Source organism: Chryseobacterium limigenitum, assembly GCF_900114875.1.
Classification (GTDB): domain Bacteria; phylum Bacteroidota; class Bacteroidia; order Flavobacteriales; family Weeksellaceae; genus Chryseobacterium; species Chryseobacterium limigenitum.
Genome location: NZ_FPKW01000004.1, coordinates 40,015 through 59,262, shown reverse-complemented (window position 1 = coordinate 59,262; position 19,248 = coordinate 40,015). Strand labels below are relative to the sequence as shown.

At 36.5% G+C, this 19,248-nt stretch carries 11 protein-coding genes; all 11 read right to left on the bottom strand.

Features of this window, described 5'->3' with window-relative positions:
- Positions 1–10 precede the first annotated feature (10 nt).
- Positions 11–1,720, bottom strand: a complete 1,710-nt coding sequence (locus BT156_RS06860) for a GH35 family beta-galactosidase (RefSeq protein ID WP_072408509.1) — start codon at positions 1,718–1,720, stop codon at positions 11–13.
- 526 nt (positions 1,721–2,246) lie between these two features.
- A complete protein-coding gene (locus BT156_RS06855; protein ID WP_072408507.1) occupies positions 2,247–3,299 on the bottom strand; it encodes an aldose epimerase family protein in 1,053 nt (350 codons plus the stop codon).
- 48 nt (positions 3,300–3,347) lie between these two features.
- Entirely contained in the window at positions 3,348–5,861 is a 2,514-nt protein-coding gene (locus BT156_RS06850) for a glycosyl hydrolase 115 family protein (RefSeq protein WP_072408504.1), read from the bottom strand.
- 28 nt (positions 5,862–5,889) lie between these two features.
- Positions 5,890–7,587 carry a glycoside hydrolase family 43 protein gene (locus BT156_RS06845; RefSeq protein WP_072408502.1) on the bottom strand — a complete coding sequence of 566 codons (1,698 nt, stop codon included), beginning with the start codon at positions 7,585–7,587 and terminating at the stop codon, positions 5,890–5,892.
- Between the two features lie 310 nt (positions 7,588–7,897).
- Positions 7,898–8,713, bottom strand: coding sequence for an SDR family oxidoreductase (locus tag BT156_RS06840; RefSeq protein WP_072408500.1), 816 nt, complete (start codon positions 8,711–8,713; stop codon positions 7,898–7,900).
- 105 nt (positions 8,714–8,818) lie between these two features.
- The gene (gene uxuA, locus BT156_RS06835; protein WP_072408498.1) at positions 8,819–9,994 is read right to left on the bottom strand and encodes a mannonate dehydratase; all 1,176 of its coding nucleotides are present in this window, start codon (positions 9,992–9,994) and stop codon (positions 8,819–8,821) included.
- 260 nt (positions 9,995–10,254) lie between these two features.
- Complete coding sequence (locus BT156_RS06830; RefSeq protein WP_072408496.1) at positions 10,255–12,198, bottom strand: RagB/SusD family nutrient uptake outer membrane protein; 1,944 nt, start codon at positions 12,196–12,198, stop codon at positions 10,255–10,257.
- A gap of 11 nt (positions 12,199–12,209) precedes the next feature.
- The gene (locus BT156_RS06825) at positions 12,210–15,086 is read right to left on the bottom strand and encodes a SusC/RagA family TonB-linked outer membrane protein (RefSeq protein WP_072408493.1); all 2,877 of its coding nucleotides are present in this window, start codon (positions 15,084–15,086) and stop codon (positions 12,210–12,212) included.
- 309 nt (positions 15,087–15,395) lie between these two features.
- Complete coding sequence (gene xylA, locus BT156_RS06820; protein WP_072408491.1) at positions 15,396–16,724, bottom strand: xylose isomerase; 1,329 nt, start codon at positions 16,722–16,724, stop codon at positions 15,396–15,398.
- A gap of 110 nt (positions 16,725–16,834) precedes the next feature.
- The gene (locus BT156_RS06815; RefSeq protein WP_072408489.1) at positions 16,835–18,319 is read right to left on the bottom strand and encodes a xylulokinase; all 1,485 of its coding nucleotides are present in this window, start codon (positions 18,317–18,319) and stop codon (positions 16,835–16,837) included.
- Positions 18,320–18,335: 16 nt separating this feature from the next.
- Positions 18,336–19,061: an NUDIX hydrolase gene (locus BT156_RS06810; RefSeq protein WP_072408487.1), complete on the bottom strand. Its 726-nt coding sequence runs from the start codon at positions 19,059–19,061 to the stop codon at positions 18,336–18,338.
- Positions 19,062–19,248: the final 187 nt, after the last annotated feature.

Genomic DNA, 19,248 nt, shown 5'->3' with positions numbered 1-19,248 from the left:
TTGGCACTCTTTATTGATATTCATACAATTTTACATGAAGAATTTGAAAATCATCAACGCCGATACGGACGTGCCTTCCCTGGTGTGTCTGATCACCATTTAATCTTCTTATCGGGATAAATTTTCCGGTTTCATCAATACTGATCTCATCTACAGACCCAATCCCGACTCTTTTTCCTCCGTTCCAAGTATTTTGAGTCTGATTTTTCCCTCCCTGAGCTGCAAACCCGTCTTCACCCAAATCTTTAGTTTGAATTTCTTTTTTCTCGTTTTCCTTGTCAAATTCCACGACAATTCCGCTTCCTGCAACGATATATTCGTCTTTTGCCAGTCTTAAAATTAATCCTCCGCCTTCAGGCCAGATGCTTCCATCTTTTGATCGAGGATCCCAAGGCAGACTAAAAAAATGTCTTGCTGTAATTTTTAAATCATCATAATTGATCATTCGTTCAGTATTTTTCTGGTCGAATAATAAACCCTTTGACTGCCCTTGTCCTTGATATTTAGTCAAAACAGGCATTAATTGTTTTAATTTTGAATAAGCTTCTGACAGTCTTTTACTTCCTGATTCAGAATTATTTTCTATAGAAAAAGGACTATAGCCTATCGCATCATGTTCACCAAAAGCATAGAAAGCCTGCACCCCGTTATTTTGAGTCATTTTAATCTCCGGAACAAACAACGGATTGTGGTGAAGTCTGTATTTTGCCGACCAACTTGTAAAATCTCCATCGTATAAATCCGGAGAAAGCATATCTATACTCGGTGCTCCGGCATGCCAAATATCAATTAAATGAGCCAGTGGCCCACCTGCAGGATATTCTCCCGGAAGCCTGTTTCTGCTGTTCATAGCGGCATTTACATACAGCGGAATATTATGAATGGAACGGGCTGTTTTTGCTAATTTTTCTACATATTGAGCATAATAATAAGACGTAAATAATTCATCTGTATACAAATCATTTCCAAAAATTTCCTGCCAGTTTCCTTTGGTTTTAAAACCTTGCTTCCCCCATTTTTCAAGCAATGAAGGATGAAGTTCTTTTTTATTTTTAGTTAAAAATTTCATCAGTGCTTCTGGAACTTGATTATTGAAAGTTGCATTCGCTTCTTTTGAATAATCTCGTGCCCCTTCCAGCATTCCGATTTCGTTTTCAACCTGAACCATAATTACCGTTCCCTGCGTTTTATCAACCAAAGAAATATGTTTCATCAATTCACAGAAAACTTTATTGTCTGCTTTTAAAACATTTTCAGAGAATGAACTTGCAATTTCCATTGGTTTTCCCACTTTTGAATACGCTCTGGGATACTTTTTGTAGTCTTTTTTTAACCAAAGCGGAGCATAACAGCTCATCGAATTTTTATAAGAACCGAACCATAAAAAGACAACTTTCAGATTGTTTTTTCTTGCCTGATCAATCGTTTTATCAATTAAACCAAAATCAAATTTTCCTTCTTCAGGCTCAATCAAATCCCAGTAAGCAGGCACCAAAACCGTATTAAGTCCCATTTGCTGAAGCTTCGGAAAATCTCTTTCGATATCCAGAAAAGATGATGCGGAAGAATTTCCCAACTCACCCCCTAAAATCAAAAATGGTTTTTTACCCACGACAAGCTGTGTCGCCGTACCCTTTTTCTGCAAACGAGGAATTTCCTGCGCGTGTATAAAAAACGAAAGAAAAATTCCGGAAAGGATAAAAGCTTTATTTACATTCATAATATGGATATCTTATTTTAATAACCTTTTTATCAAATTCATCAAAAAATTAAATAATATTTAAAAACATTTTCTAAAATTCATTTTAATTAAATAAATATTTCAAGTTTTTTAAAAATAAAAGAAAGTATCTATATATAAAACTGTTTTTGTCTCGTGAATATTTTTGCAGTCAAATTCTAGAAATAAATCATCAAAAAAATTCATAAATGACGTCTGACTTATCATTAAAAATAAGATTAGGCTAAACATTGAAAAACCCTAATTCTGCATTAGAAAATACACTTACAAATATTTTAAACTTATGCTTCAAAATTTAACAGACCAGCTTATCATATTTTTAACAATAACCGTCATGAATTTGGGCTTTAAAGAGAGTCAATTACTCAAACAGAATTTTAACATTAATTTAACATTTACTTCATGTCATTTTAATCAATTTCAAACAAAATTTTCATTAATTACTCTGTTAAAAATCACTGAAAACTAATACAGCAAGTCCAAAATTCAGATGTTTCATATGATATTATTCTACTGAAAATTGATAAACTGTTGTTGTTGAATATTTTTCTCCCAGTTTAAGCTCTACAGATGGAAAAGAATTTCTGTTTGGTGAGTCCGGAAAATGCTGTGTTTCAAGACAAACTCCTGTTCGTTGATTATTTTTCCCGCCCGTTTTCGTTTCAAATTTTCCATCTAAAAAATTCCCGGAATAAACCTGAATACCCGGCTGATCTGTTGATACATTTAATTTCCGACCAGTTTTAGGATGATAAAGCGAAGCAACCGATCTCATTCCATTTCCGTTCAAAACCCAACAATGATCATAGCCATTTGCTCGTTGCAACTGCTCATTTTCAGTATCAATATCTTTCCCGATCGCTTTAAAATTTCTGAAATCAAAAGGTGTTTCTGCAACATTTTCAAAATCATCTTCAGGAATAGACGATTTGTTAATGGGAATAAATTGCTCAGCATCAATTTGAAGCTCATGATCTGTAATTTCTCGTGAAAGATCCCCCGAAAGATTGAAATATGAATGATGCGTCAAATTAACAACCGTAGGCTGATCCGTCGTTGCTTCATAAGAAATTTTGAGCGCATTTTGATCTGTTAAAGTATAAAAAACATTAGTCGCAAGTTCTCCCGGATAGCCTTCTTCTCCATCTTTACTGATGTATGAAAGCTTAAGCGTTTGAGAGTTTGGAATTATTTCTGCCTTCCAAATTCTTGTAAAAAATCCGTTATCTCCGCCATGAAGATGGTTTTCGCCATTATTCTTATTTAAATTAAAAATATTCCCATTCAAACTGAATTTTCCGTGTGCAATTCTGTTGGCAAATCTTCCGATAATTGCTCCGAAAAAGTAAGAATTTTCATTAAAATAATCTTCAGGATTTATAAAGCCTAAAACTACATCTTCGAAATTTCCTTTTCTGTCAGGAGCTGTAAGTGAGATGACGATTCCACCATAATTGATGATTTCGACTTTCATTCCATTTTTATTGGTTAGGGTATATTTCTTTATTTGGCTGCCTTCTTTTGTTATTCCAAAATCTGAAACTTTAATTTTTTCCATTTTTTGAGTAATTCTTGATAAATTTTTATTTGGATATTGAATTTTAATTTAATTGACGCTTTCAGGAGCTCCCAAATATGAAGGCTTCAATCCTCCAGTATTGATCAGGATTTTTTCTAAAACAATTCCTGCTTCCAGTACCCTAAAACGCAAAGTATGCCTACCCGATTTTGTTATGGTATGTTTTGTAGAGGATTTTATAATATGCTCAGACTGCCATTGTCCCAATTCGCCACGATAATGTTCATTAAAATTGACGATCTGTGGTTTTTCTCCGTCAAACGAAATTTCATATCGAAGTCCTTTGTTATTGTTGAAATTAAGTGTTGGCGCAAGTAATAATTGAACTTCAAAAGTGCCTGTTGAAGTAAAATCAACATCATATTCCAGATAGATATCTTCATTTTCTTTTGGATTAATATTTTGAGGAAAAGTGGTAATTCCGGACAATGTTTTTCCAAAATCGGGAATGATTTTCCACTGAATTCTGTCTGAATTATTCTGATGTGAAAAATTTTCAGCTTCAATGGAAATGTAGCCATCTTTTTCCTTAAATACTGTATTTTTTTCGCTTTTGGAAACGTAAAATACTTCAGGTATTGTATTTTTATCCGGCTGTTGCCAGTTTGTATAACCAATTCTGGTTTGATCCATCATATGCTGCCATTTTCCGTCAGAAACTTTATTGTTGTATTTATTTTGTAAAATAGAATCATATTCAAAGTTTTTCTTTGCTTTATCTGCAAAATCATTTGCTTTTATATCTTTTTTAGAAGCTAATTGATGGTTTTTTGCCACATTAAAATAAAGCTCATACAAATTACTGCAGGCATCGATCGGATAAAGAACCAATTGAAAATAAGCGTCTTTATATTCATTAGGAAGCTCATTATAAAGCCTGTTTGCATCAAGAGACAGTTTTTCATAATCATTCACAACCGTTTCAAATTCATTGTAATTTTCAAGACTGTAGGTTTCGGAATTTAAAGTTTCCGGAGTTACACGACGATTGTATTTTGCGTATAAATTGATCATTCTTGCGATTTCTTTAGAATATGTTGAAGCAAACTGTTCCGAACTCCATTTTTCAGTGTATTCTAAAAGATTTTCAGCATTGAATTGATTGGGATTCCAAGCCATTTCCATAAAAAAATTAATTGGAAATTCCATTGGTTTTAAATCTCCCACATTTACTACCCAAAGCTTATTGACATTATGTTCATACGTTAAATTCATTTGCTCCCAAACTCTTTGAATCGGACTTATATTGATCCATTTCGAATTTCTTGGCCCGCCCACGTAATCAAAATGATAATACATCCCGTAACCTCCTTTGTGTAAAGGTTTAGACAGGTTTGGAAGTTTTCGGACATTCCCCCAATTATCATCACAGAACAGTAAAATTACATCATCCGGAACTCTCATTCCTTCATCAAAATAATCCTGAACTTCTTTATACAAAGCCCAAACCTGCGCTGTTTTTTCTGCTTTTTTTCCTGTAACTTTTTCTATAATTTTTCTTTGATCCTTTACAATTTTCTCCAATAATAAAATATTGGTTTTGTCTCCCATTGCTTCGTCTCCATCACCACGCATTCCAACCGTGACAAGCTTTTCCCAGTTTTTACTTCGTTCGATTCCTGATTTCCAGAATTGCTGAAGAACGTCCGAATTTTTAGCGTAATCCCAAATATTCGGTAAATTATTCTTTTTGATGTATCGATGCCAGTCGGTTTGTGCCAATACCATTGGTTCGTGGTGTGAAGTTCCCATGACAATTCCCATTTCATCAGCCAATACTCCGTTTTCGGGGTCATCATCATAGAAAGCTTTCCCCCACATTGCAGGCCAAATGTAATTTCCTTTTAATCGGAGAATTAATTCAAAAACTTTTTCGTAAAATTTAGAATTAATCCCGCCAAATGTTGCTCTCGCCCAACTTCCCAAAGAAGGTTCTTCATCGTTTAAAAAAATTCCGCGATATTCTACAGCAGGCTCACCGTCTGTATAAATTCCTTTTTTGAAATAGAGACTTTCCTTTTGTTTCACAGGAACATCTGCCCAATAATACCAGGGCGAAATGCCTATTTGCTTTGAAAATTCATAAATTCCATAAATAGTTCCGCGCTTGTCACTTCCTGCGATAACGATCATTTCTGAAACTCCGTTGAAATCTTTTATATTCTGAATGATATATTTTTCTCGTTTACCTTTTAGTTCATTTTCATTAATTTTTTTCTTTTTAATTAATTCATCAATTATCGAATTTGTCCCGACAGTTCCGATGATGATCAACGGAGATTGAGAAGCTGGAATTTGATTTAAAAGATTAGGCAAACTGCCTGTTACTTTTTGAAAGTCAGACTGAAGATTATTAATAGCTCTTAAAATTCCTTTATCAATTGCTTTGTCTGAATAGAATGAAATTTTTGCCGATTTATCTTCCAATACAATAGTTTCTGAACTTTTTTCTGTGGTGATAAATGGCTGTGTAGATTTTATCTTAATTCCAAAGAATAAAATGAAAACTAACATTGTAACTGACTTAAATAAAGAATTCATACTATTTAATTTATGAATTAATAAAAAATTAAGGTTGAATATCATTCGATGAAGTTGAGTACAAGCCAATCAAGCTGCCTGTAAAACCACCTGCAACATCCGTCGACAAGATATCACCCGAAACTTTTCCGCCCAGATTGATGAAATTATTTCCATCCAGAGAATAATTAAATTGATAATCATCTCCTTCCGCAACAACCTGAAGTTTTATATTTTTTGAAAGTGAAATTTTTTCGCTCGAAATCAATTTTGAATTTCCTTTTTCCGTTCTTTCCAATACCAGATAAAAATCCTTGTCTTTTTTCGTCAACCCGAAAACATAATTAGAATTTTCACTTTGATAGCAAGTGATTCCGGCTAAATCTTTTTCTGATTTTGGCTTAAAATCCAGACTCACCGTTGCTTCAAAAGAAGCGTGTTGCTGCCTGTGAAATAATGCAGAAACAGGAGCTTTAGCTTTAATATTAGTTGTGAAAGGATTAATTTTAACTCCATTTTTAGTAATATTTATAAAATTCTCACGCGCACCTCGCATGGCAATCCAACGATCATCCAATTTATTGTTTAAATGATCTGAAAAAGTAAAATTCCCGTTCGGAAAAAATCCGTTTTGACCTGTTTGGTTTTTAATTCCGTTTGGGATTTTTAAAATAGGCTTCATCGGAACCAACCCATTTTGAAAAACAGGATACGTTCCGCTCCAGTCTACTGGAAGAATAAAGGTTTCTCTACCCGTATTCACCCGATTTTTTTCATTGGGGCGAACGCCTAAAAAGACTCCGTAATACTTTCCATCAGGAGTTTCTACTAAATCTGCATGACCTGCCCAATCTACTTTATCTTTTCTGTCTTTTGGAAAATATCGTTGTGTAAGAATAGGATTATTTCCAGCCGGAATAAACGGCCCCTTCGGGCTGTTGCTCATGAAAATTACTTCGCTGTGATTTCCTCCTGTTCCACCTTCTGCGCACATGAGAAAATATTTCCCATTCTTTTTGTAAAGATGCGGCCCTTCGATCCAAATTGGTTTTTGCGTGATATCTACTCCACCATTCACAATGATTTTATCGCTTCCGGCAACAATCTGGTCTTTTCCCAAATCATAGTCCCAAATTTTGATCACGCGGTGACCGCTGTATTGCTCGGTTCCTCTTGGTGGCGCGTCATTATGAACGATGTACGCTTTTCCGTCATCATCAAAAAAAATGGAAGGATCAATACCATCAAAATTCAGTTTTTGAACTTCACTCCATCCCTTTTTTGGATCTTTTGTTTTTACCATCATATTTCCGATTCCACTCGCAATCTGAGTGGTAACCATGTAAAAAGTGTCGTTGTATTGATTATACTTGATATCCGGAGCATAAATTCCCTCAGAAAATCCGGCTTTTTCTACTTTCAACTGAGAAGGTCTATCCAAAACATGACCGATTTGCTTCCAATTCACCAAATCATTAGAATGAAAAATCGGAACTCCCGGAAACATTGAAAATGAAGAATTTACCATATAATAATCGCTCCCTTTTCTTGTGATACTCGGATCTGGATAACAACCCTGAAGAATCGGGGAATAAAATTCATCTTCATTAAGAGGATTTTCTGAATATATTTTGTCACTTCCTTTGTAGTTAAAATCTGAGAAAATTTGTGCAGAAATATTTTCAAATGAAAATAAAGCAAAGACAGCAACCAAAGCCAATTTATTTATTACAAATAACTGATTCATATAATTTATAGTTTGTTTTATTTTTTATCAGTTCTTTTGTCTTGAAACAAAATGAACCAAAAATTCAAGACTAGAATCTTCCACTAAAAATTAAAATTTACTCCTAAAATTCCCAAAACTCGTGCGGATTTAATATTTGTTCTTCGTCAAAATTTTTGTCCCGCACTCAAACAGTGGGAATTTTTTAACGGATTAAATTTGAATTTTCTTTACGCTCCAGCTTCTTAGGTCGTCGTTTAAAAAAACAAGGTCTAGTAAAGCAAAAATGAATGACCTTGTTTGTAACTATATAAAATTGATTGTGATTAATTTACACTCCGCTGAATGCACTGAAGCCTCCATCAATAGGCAATAAAGCTCCTGTAATGAAGCTTGCAGCATCCGAACAAAGGAATTGTACCGCTCCGTTCAGCTCTTCGGCATCACCGAAGCGTCCCATTGGGGTTTTTGCGATAACTTTTTTGCTTCGATCCGTTAAAGAACCGTCCGGATTTAATAAGATTGCACGATTTTGATCACCTATAAAAAATCCTGGTGCAATGGCATTTACGCGAATTTTATCTCCAAATTTCAAGGCTACATCTGAAGCCAGCCATTGCGTAAAATTGGTAATTGCCGACTTTGCAGCAGAATATCCCGCCACTCTCGTAATCGCAGAATACGCCGCCATCGACGAAATATTGACAATACTTCCGCTTCCCTGTTTTGCCATCACTTTTCCGAAAACATAACTTGGATAAACAGTTCCGTTGATGTTGAGATTGGTCACCTCATCCCATCCATCCAAATTCTGATCAAAAAATGACTGATCGGGAGAAAGTGTTGCCGCAGGAATATTTCCACCTGCAATATTGAGCAAAATGTCTATTTTACCATATTTTTCAAGGATTTCTTTTGACGCATTTTCAAGGCTTTCGATATTCATGACATTGGCTTCAACGGCAAAAGCTTCACCGCCAGATTGCTTTAATTCTTTCACTCGAGCATCCAATTTTTCCTGATTTCTTCCTAAAGCTACTACTTTTGCGCCTGCCTTAATGAAACTTTTGGCTAGAGTTCCGCCTAAAACTCCGGAAGCTCCTGTGATGACTGCTACTTTATCTTTTATGCTGAATATTTCGTTCATTGCTTTGTAGTTGTTAGTTGATGGTTAATGGTTGATGGTTTTTGATCTTATAAATTTGATAGGATAGCAATCTATTCTTTGTTAATTCGTCCCTTTCGGAACTACCTACTTTGATTTAATTTCGGTTTTTACGGCTGCCATTACTCCTTCAATTTGTCCTAAAGCAAGCATTCTTCCCAGAAATGAATAGCCGGGATTGTAGCCTTTATCAATATCATCGGTTAACAATCGACCATGATCGATACGCATAGGTAAGGATGGATTTTCCTTTTCAAATATTCGAATGACTTCGATGATTTTTCCTCTGCCTTCTAAATGATGGGCTTCGATGAAATCTCCGTTTTCAAAAACATTGGTGCTTCTGAGGTGAACGAATTTTGTACGGGAAGCATATTTTTGAGCCAATTTCGGAACGTCATTTTGTAATCCTGCGCTAAGAGAACCTGTGCAGAATGTCAATCCGTTGTGAGGATTGCCGACGGCGTTTAAAAACCAGTCAATGTCTTCTTCGCAAGTCACGATTCTTGGTAAACCTAATAAAGAAAACGGCGGATCATCAGGATGTACACACATTTGGATATTCCATTTTTCACAGACAGGCATTATTTTTTCGAGGAAATATTTCATGTTTTGACGAAGCTGATCTTTATCAATTCCATCATATAATGAAAGTAAATTTTTAAAAATAGCTACGGGATTTTGATCGCCTTCTTTAATATTTCCGTTGACGAAGCCTTGTGTTTTAACGATAATTGAATCAATTAAATTGTTTTTTTGCTCTTCAGTGATTATCTTTTTTAACTCTTCAACTTTAGCAAGAATCTCAGGAGTATAATCTTTTGCAGCTCCTTCTCTTTCTAAAATATAAATTTCAAAATAAGCGAATTTGGCTTTGTCGAAATATAAAGATGACGAACCGTCTTCCCATTCATGATAAAGATCGGTACGCGCCCAATCGAGAACAGGCATAAAGTTGTAACAGACGGTTGTAACGCCTGCTTTTCCAAGATTTTCGAGGCTTTTGATGTAATTATCAATCAACTGATCTCTGTTTTCACCTCCATATTTGATGGATTCGCTTACGGGAAGGCTTTCTACGACCGACCAGCGAAGTCCGAAACTTTCGATATAGTTTTTATATTCATTAATGGCTTCAAAAGACCAGATTTCTCCGTTCGAAACGTCATGAAGTGCCGAAACAATACCTTGAACACCAATCTGACGAAGCATATTTAATTTAATCTTGTCTTTTTTACCAAACCAACGCCATGTTTTTTCCATAATTTTTGATTTTCAATTTTATCTAAACTTTTTTTGAATATCTGTTTTAATTATTTTTAACACAAGATTCTCTTTGAATTACTTATGTTTTTAATTTCGCAAAGGCGTTCTATTGAACAAGGTTCACAAAGATTTTCCAATGATAACTCTTTGTAGATATTCATCATTTTCAAGCATTTTATTCATTAAACAAAGCAGGCGGGAATGAATCGCCCACTTTGCTGCTGATATGAATGTAAAAATTTTATTTTAAAATCTATCTAATATCCGGGATTCTGATAAGCTGCCAATTCTGCAGAACTCATATCCATGGCATCCATCTGTCCCTGGGGAATTGGTCTTAAATACAGATAATTCGGTATGTTTCTGGTGTACGTCTGAGCGGTATGATTTCCAACTGCTGTTCCTCCGATGCTGTATGTTTTTGCGATATCACTCCATCTTTGAGTTCGTACCAGATCAAACCATCTGTAACCCTCGCCGTAATATTCTCTTGACCTTTCAGCTAAAATATAGTCTATGGTGATTGTTGAAGGCGTTGCGGCGATCATTGCGCCACTGTTATCTTCTACTTTTGCTACATTTCCGTTGTTGTCCCAACGCCATTTTCCGGCTCTTGCTCTGATCACGTTAATTAAATCTCTAGGGCTCACTGCTCCTGAAGCCCCTTTTACCGCTGCTTCTGCTGCTATGAAGTAAAATTCAGAGAATTTTGCAACAGGAAACGGACGTGTAATTCCACCGTTTGGCTGTCCAAGGCCTGTTCCGTTGTCAGTTCTGTAGGTTCCTATTTTCCAGAGATTTGGGTAAGCATATCTGCTGATTCCGCTTGGAGCGATCACATAATCTGCTCTTCCCGGAAGAACTCCTGCACCTACGTTGCTTTTGTAGACAGAATTAGAATAATCAATGGTTTGAGCAGGATCGTCATTTAAGAAAGTAAGGACAGCGCTTCCCGGCTGTACAGGTAATCCGTTGGCATTGTATAATGTTGGAGTTGAAATTCCGGCTTTGTTCCAGTTTCCGCGGAAAGTAGTCACAAAAGTACCGTCATATCTTGAATCCTGCGTTTTATTGGCAAAAGTATTTTTCACCACTTCAATGGTTGGAGCCATTGTTTTCCACGGTCTTCCGTATGCTTGTGCTGCTTCTCGCTGTACAGTTCTTACAGGAGAGCCTGTCCATTGCGGAGTTGGTGAACTTTCAAGGAAAGTATAATCCCAGGTTGTCATCCAAGCTGCAAAATTTCCGGGAGAGGCGCCTGTGTTGTATGAATGGCTTGATCCATCATAATATTCACTAGATTCTGTGTGATCTGCATAAAGAAGCATCTCTTTATTTCTGTCATTCTGAGCTAAATTCACATCGTAATACGTTGCCTGTAAACCATATGCTCCTGGTGCATTGATACCTTCCAAAGCAATATCATAAGCCTGTTGGAAATACCATTGCGGATTGTGACCGTTGGGATCTACTCTATCCGTCTGAGGATAGGTCGGAATTCCGTTTGGATTCTGAAGCCACCATCCGTAAGTAAGATAAGCTTTAGCCAAAAACAATCTGGCCACAGTTTTCGTTACTCCGCCTGTAACACGTGCTCCAACAGGTAAATCCTGAACTGCTTTTATTAGATCCGGAAATATTGCTTTAGTATAAACCTCAGAAACCGTATTTCTTTTTGAACCTCTGAAAGTACTGATATTAAAAGCCAATTCTCCCGAACCTAAATCTAAAGGAACTCCTCCAAATGTCTGAGCCAACATCAAATAATCAAATGCTCTGAAGAACCTTGCTTCTGCAATGATTGCATCTGAAACTCCGACTCCTGAACCTTTCTGGATCACTCCGTTGGCGGTATTGATATTTCTGAAAGCATTATTCCACAAAACATCAGCACGGCTGGAAGAGGGAGTTAAATTTCCTGCTCCTGACATATCCATATCTTTGAAATTACCGTCTCCGGCGTGGCCGTAGGTGTATTCGTCAGTTCCCGTTTCGCAGGCATTTAACCAATATCCGTTTCCGTAAATGTATCGTAAATGGGCATACATTGAGGTAACTCCTCCTAAAACCCCGGATTCTGTCTCAAAATATTCCGGTGTATAAATATTTCTCGGTTCTTCCTCCAATATATCTGAACAGCTTGAAAGTACTACGGTGCATAACAAGATTTTTGCGGCTGTATTTATTCTGAACTTTTTCATTTGATTAATTTTTAGAATGTTAAGTTTAAACCAATCATATAGTTTCTAAGAGACGGTGTATTGGTTCCGATGGTTAAGAATCTTGTTGGAATTTCATTCGTAACTGCCTGGTTCTCGTTACCATAAGAATTTGTTTCAGGATCCATTCCTGAAGCTTTATGATAAGGTGAGAAAAATACGAATGGATTGGTGACCGTTGCATAGATTCTCATTTTGCTGATTCCTGCTTTTTTGAAAACTCCCTGAGTAAAATTATATCCTAAAGTTATTGTTCTGATCTTAAGATATGAAGCATCAAAATAAGCCAGTGTGCTGCCATATTTAGGGTTGTTATTACTCTGAATACTTCCCGGTCTTGGATAGTAGGCATCGGTGTTTTCAGGAGTCCAATAGTCTACATCAACGTTGTTTCTTCGTCCGTTCATCATGTTCAGATAACCTGTTGTTCCGTATAATGTACTGATCAGGATACCTCCGCTTTTGAAAGCTCCGACAAAACTTAAGTCAAAGTTTTTGTATGCCAATCTTGTATTAAAACCTCCCTGAAAATCGGGATCTGTATTCATAACCTGTCTGTCATCTGCATTGATGGCTCTCATCGGAGTACCATCTGCATTATACCCTCCTGTGTATAAAACTTTGATGGAACCTTCAATAAGTTTAGGATCTCCGGGTTCCAAAATACTCATATAAGGATCGCCCAGCTGCCATAATCCAACGTACTGATAATCATAAATTGAATTGATCGACTGCCCTACAAACCACCAGTTTGTTGCATTTCTGGTTTCTCCGGAAGACAGAGAGGTAATTTTATTTCTATTGGCATAAAAATTAACTCCAAAATCCCATGAAAAGCCATTAGGATTATTTATGATCGATCCATTTAATGAAATTTCAATTCCTTTATTGCTGGTAGAACCTACGTTTCCTGTATAAACATCAACTCCTGAAGAAGCAGGCATTTTAACATCCAAAAGCAGATTTTTAGTGTTCGTTGTATAATATTCGACCGTACCGGTTAATCTGTTATTAAATAATCCGAAGTCTAAACCATAATTCAATGTTTCAGAAAACTCCCACCCTAATTCGGGATTAGGTAAACGAGATACATAATATCCAATAGCATTGGCATTTCCAAAGTTATAGGGCGAAGTAGATAAAAGCCCTAATGTTGAGTAAGGAGGAACTGCCTGATTGGAAGTTTCACCATATCCAAAGCGAAGTTTTAAATTATTAACAAATTTAGAATCTCTTAAGAATTTTTCTTTTGAAATATTCCAGCCTACAGAAAATGCGTTGTAGATATTCCACTGATGCCCCGGAGCCAAAACTGAAGAAGCATCTCCTCTAATGGTAGCTGTAAACATGTAACGCCCGTCATAATCATACATTACACGTCCCATCCAGGATTTAAGGCCTCTTTTATAATAGGATTGATAATCCGGATTTATTGTAACTTCTCCTTCTGCATGTCCCAAATTATAAAACTGGAATGCATCCGCAGGGATATCTCTTGCTGAGATAAAAGAGCTGTTGTATTTTCTCTGTTCCTGAGACTGTAAAGCAACCACATTCACTTTATGTTTTCCTGCAAAAGTTCTGTCATACGTCAAAATATTTTCGTTTACCCAATGCGTTAATAAAGAATTTCCGATAGAAGCTGTAGATAAGTTATTAGGTTCTGAACTGAAAACGCCCTGCCCCGTATAGCTTCCTGTATTGGTTGTTTTAAAGTTTAAACCTACATTAGATCTTAATGTTAAGCCTTTAACCCAAGGAATTTTAAATTCACCAAAGAAATTGTTGTAAGAACTGAATGCAATTGCCTTATCAACCCAAGCATCTCCTAAATTTTCGATGCCGTCTCTTGTATACACATATTGGGTATCTGCAGACATGACAACGCGTTCTTTCAGACTTCCGTCGGCTCTGTAAGGATTAGCGATCGGGGTTGTGCTTAATGTATTGTAAAGACCCAAATTCCCCCCATTATTCACCGTATACGCATTGTTTGTTGTGATCCCCACCCTGAAATATTTACCCAAATCCTGATCAAGACTTCCTCTTATATTAAATCTTTCAAAATTTTGTCCGGGAAGAACAGATTGTTCGTTGTAATAGCTCATTCCAAAGTTGTACGAACTTTTTTCCGTACCTCCGGAAATTCCAATATCATGATTCGTAACGATCCCGTTTTTATACATCAGGTCTTGCCAGTCTGTATTGGTATCTCTTGATTCATCGGCTCCGTATTGCGTGAAAAGTCCGGCATCATCACGAAGTTTCATGAATTTTTGCGCATCCATCATCGGATATTTAGAAAAAACAGATGTAATTCCTGTATACGTATTATAACTGAAGGTTGCTCTTTGGTTTTTTCTTCCTGTTTTAGTTGTAATTAAAATTACTCCATTCGCTCCACGAGATCCATAGATTGCCGTTGCAGAAGCATCTTTCAGGATGTCCATGCTCTGAATATCGTTTGGGCTGATATCTGCCAATGATCCCGGAAAAGGAATTCCGTCCAATACAATTAACGGATCGTTATCTGCCGTCAGAGAACGCGTTCCTCGGATTCTGATCTGCATCGGAGCTCCCGGTTTACTGGAAGTCTGCGCAATATCAACTCCTGCTATTCTTCCCTGCAATGCCTGACTCACATTCGCAGAAGGTACTTCTCTCATCACATCACCTTTCACAGATACTACAGACCCCGTTACGGCTTCTTTTCTCTGCTTTCCATATCCTATTATAACAACCTCATCTATCTTCTTCTCTTTTTCAACAGTATCTTTTTTAACCTGGGAATACACTAAGCCAGAAGGCAATAAAGCCATTGCAAAAAACAATGCAGCCTTATTTGTTTTGGCAAAATAAAATCGGTTCATAATTATTATTTTTTAAAAATTAGGGTTGAATAAAAAGGGCTGTTAATAAGCTTTTTAAAACTTTTATTTTAGACACAAAAGATTAACTTACTGCTTTTTAAGCTTATCAATAAGCAGCAAATAAGAACACATAAGTTTAAAAAATCTTCGATTTTTATTCTTTGATTAACTGTTGTTTTCTAATCATTTAAAACAGTTAACTATCCAAATAACTTTTGTGACTTTTGTGGTTAAATTTTAATAGTTTAAATAGGCTCACTTATTGTAATTTGTAAAAATCCTTAGTGTTTAGCAGCCTTTTTACTGATATTAGATATACATATTCACGATCGCTTCAAACAATTCCTGTTTTCCGCTTTTTGGCTGAGGTTCGCCTGTTTCGTGGGCAATTCTCTGAAGATCTTCCAACGTAAGAGCTCCGCTTTCGAAAGCTTTACCGTTTCCGTTGTCAAAAGAAGAATAACGGTCAGTCCTTAATTTTTTATAATCTGAATTTTCAAGAATATCTGCAGCGGCCAAAAGTCCTTTTGCAAAAACATCCATCCCTGAAATATGAGAGATAAATAAATCTTCCGGATCTGTAGAATTTCTTCTGATTTTCGCATCAAAATTTACTCCGCCATTTCCTAAACCGCCTGCCGGAAGAAGTACTAACCAAGCCTGAACCATATCATAATAATCAATCGGAAACTGGTCTGTATCCCAACCATTCTGATAATCTCCACGGTTGGCATCGATACTTCCTAAAAGTCCTGCATCAACAGCAGCCTGAAGTTCGTGCTCAAAAGTGTGACCTGCCAATGTTGCGTGATTCACTTCGATATTTAATTTAAAATCTTTATCTAATCCGTAATGTCTCAAAAATCCTATTACCGTTTCAGAATCGTAGTCGTACTGGTGTTTTGTAGGCTCCATCGGTTTTGGTTCAATCAAAAAAGTTCCTTTAAAACCTTGCTGACGGGCATAATCACGAGACATTGAAAGAAAACGTGCCAAATGATCTTTTTCACGCTTCATATCTGTGTTTAAAAGACTCATATAACCTTCTCTTCCACCCCAGAAAACATAATTTTCTCCGCCAAGAGCAATCGTTGCGTCAATAGAATTTTTAACCTGAGTTCCGGCACAAGCAACTACGTCAAAGTTTGGGTTGGTAGAAGCTCCGTTCATGTATCTTTCATGCGTAAAAACGTTGGCTGTTCCCCATAAAAGCTTAATTCCTGTTTCCTGTTGCTTTTGCTTTGCGTATTTAACGATAGTTTGAAGATTTTTTTCATAATCCTTCCAGTTATTGGCAGGATCTACCAGATCGATATCGTGGAAACAATAGTATTGAAAGCCTATTTTAGACATAAATTCAAAACCGGCATCCATCTTTTGCATAGCTCTGGAAACCGCATCACTTCCTGCGTCCCAAGGATGGTGAATGGTTGACCCTCCAAATGGATCACTTCCGTTGGCACATAGCGTATGCCACCAAGCCATTGCAAAACGCGTCCAGTCTTTCATCGGTTTTCCCATTATGATTTTTTCGGCATCATAATAGCGAAATGCCATTGGATTTCTGCTTTCTTTACCTTCAAATTTGATTTGATCTATTCCCGGAAAATATTCCTTTGTACCTGTTAAAGTGCTCATATATTTTGTTTTAATTTTTAGTTTAGTTTTAAAATTTTGCGTAGAAATTCCCCGCTCACTGATCTGGAAAAGGTCAGTAAGTACAATGGAAAACTCCGTTGTAACGTGGATTATACTATTTCGTTAAGATGTCTCATCCATCTTGAGTAGGCTTCTAAATATTGATCTCTTTTTTCGTGTTCCGGCTCGATGACAGCAATTTTTTCAAGGGATGAAAAGGCTTCTTTAGAATCGGCGTAGAAACCAATTCCCATTCCTGCAGCTCTTGCTGCACCTACCGCTCCGTCAGTATCGTAAAGCTCAATCACCGCATTGCTCACACTCGAAAGTGTCTGACGGAAAATCGAACTTAAAAACATATTGGCGTTTCCTGCACGAATCACCTGAATATCCATGCCGATATTTCGCATGATATCCATTCCGTATTCGTAGGAAAATACGATTCCTTCCTGGGCTGCGCGCAGAATATCTCCTTTTGAATGAATATTAAAATTAATTCCGTGCATCGAACAGCTTGTATCTTTATTTTCAAGCACTCTTTCGGCTCCGTTTCCGAAAGGAATGATACTTAAACCTTTAGAACCGATCGGTGAAAGCGATGCCAAGTCGTTCATATCTCCATAAGAAGAAAGTGAAGTCGCAAAATTATGTTTTAACCAAGAATTTAGAATTCCTGTTCCGTTGATGCACAATAAAACGCCTAATCTGGTCTGTTCCGGCGTGTAATTAACGTGTGCAAACGTATTTACTCTCGATAATTTATCATATTCAAGCTGATCTAAAACACCATAAACAACGCCTGAAGTTCCGGCTGTTGAAGCGATCTCGCCCGGATTGAAAACATTTAATGACAATGCATTATTCGGCTGATCACCTGCCCTGTAAGAAATAGGAGTTCCTTCTTTTAAACCTAATTCCTTTGCCGCCGTCGCAGAAACGGTTGACTGAATTCCGAAAGTTGGGATAATTTCAGGGAAAAAGCTTTTTGGAATTCCGTAGTAATTAATTACGTCTTCTGAAATACGATTGTTTTTAAAATCCCAGAAAATTCCTTCTGACAAACCTTCAATGGTCATTCCGATTTCCCCTGAAAGTCTCATCGCGATGTAATCTCCCGGAAGCATTATTTTGTCAATTTTTTCGAAAATTTCAGGTTCATTTTCTTTAACCCAGGCTAATTTTGATGCGGTAAAATTTCCCGGAGAATTCAGTAAATGCGATAAACATTTCTCTTCTCCAATTTCTTTGAAAGCCTTTTCACCATACGGAACAGCACGGCTGTCGCACCAGATAATTGAAGGTCTTAAAAGGTTCTGATCTTTATCTACTAAAATCAAACCGTGCATCTGCCAGGTAATACCAATTCCTTTAATATCTTCTGCATTGATGCCGGATTCATGCATGACAGCTTCGTGAGCCAGCTTTAAATTCAACCACCAGTCAGCAGGGTTTTGTTCTGCCCAACCGGGATTTACAGCAGTGATTTTCATCTCTTTTTTAGGCGAAAAGTCTGATGCTATAATTTTTCCGCTGGATGCCTCAATGAGACAAACTTTTACAGAAGAACTGCCAATGTCGTATCCTAGTAAATACATAATTTCAAAAAAGGTATTATTTTATTAGTCTGGTATTATTTTTCTTATAAATTTTAGCATCAAATCTGTAATATCTTGCAGCGCGATGCGAAACATTGGTTTCTATCTCCTCCAACGGGATAATGTAGCTGAACGATGAAATCTTCTTGTGAAAATTTTTAATGTCGATCCGTTTTTCACTTAAAGCGCTATACAATTGATACAATTGTCTTATCGTGAATCTTTTCGGTAACAATTCGAAAATAATTGAGAAGTCGGATTCTATCCATTTTCTGATCTCAATTAAAGATTCACTGATGATTTTATTATGGTCAAACGGCAACGACGGAACTTCATCGATCGGATGCCAGTCTACCGTATCGTATTTCGTACTGTTAATCTTGTGGTCGATCTTACAGAGAGAAAGATAAGCCACCGTAATGATCCTGTCTATGTGATGTTTATACTCTGTATCCATCCACTTTATATCATCCTGATTACTTGCCCGTAACGGATCTGCAAAACATTTAAACTGTTTAAGAACCATTTTCTTAATACCCGTTAATTCATGAAGCACTCGTTGAGCTGCATCGTCTACATCTTCATCGCTGAGTATTAAACTACCCGGCAATTTTCTTTGTCTTTCTGCAGGCACATCGTCCATGCGACGCTGTACCAATAAAATGTTCAGTCGATTTTCAAGGTCGAAACCAAAAACAACACAGTCGACAGAAACATACGTATGAATAAAATTCGGAATCATTTCTATGTTAACATTTACGTAACATGACAAATATAAAAATTCAATCGAGATAAAAAAATAAAATTATCACTACCTACTGCTTATCAACATATTACATATCTATTTTTTATGATAACAATACCATTAAAAATATGATAAGGTTATCATAAAAACGATGATATATTTTTACAAAGAGATTAATAAATAG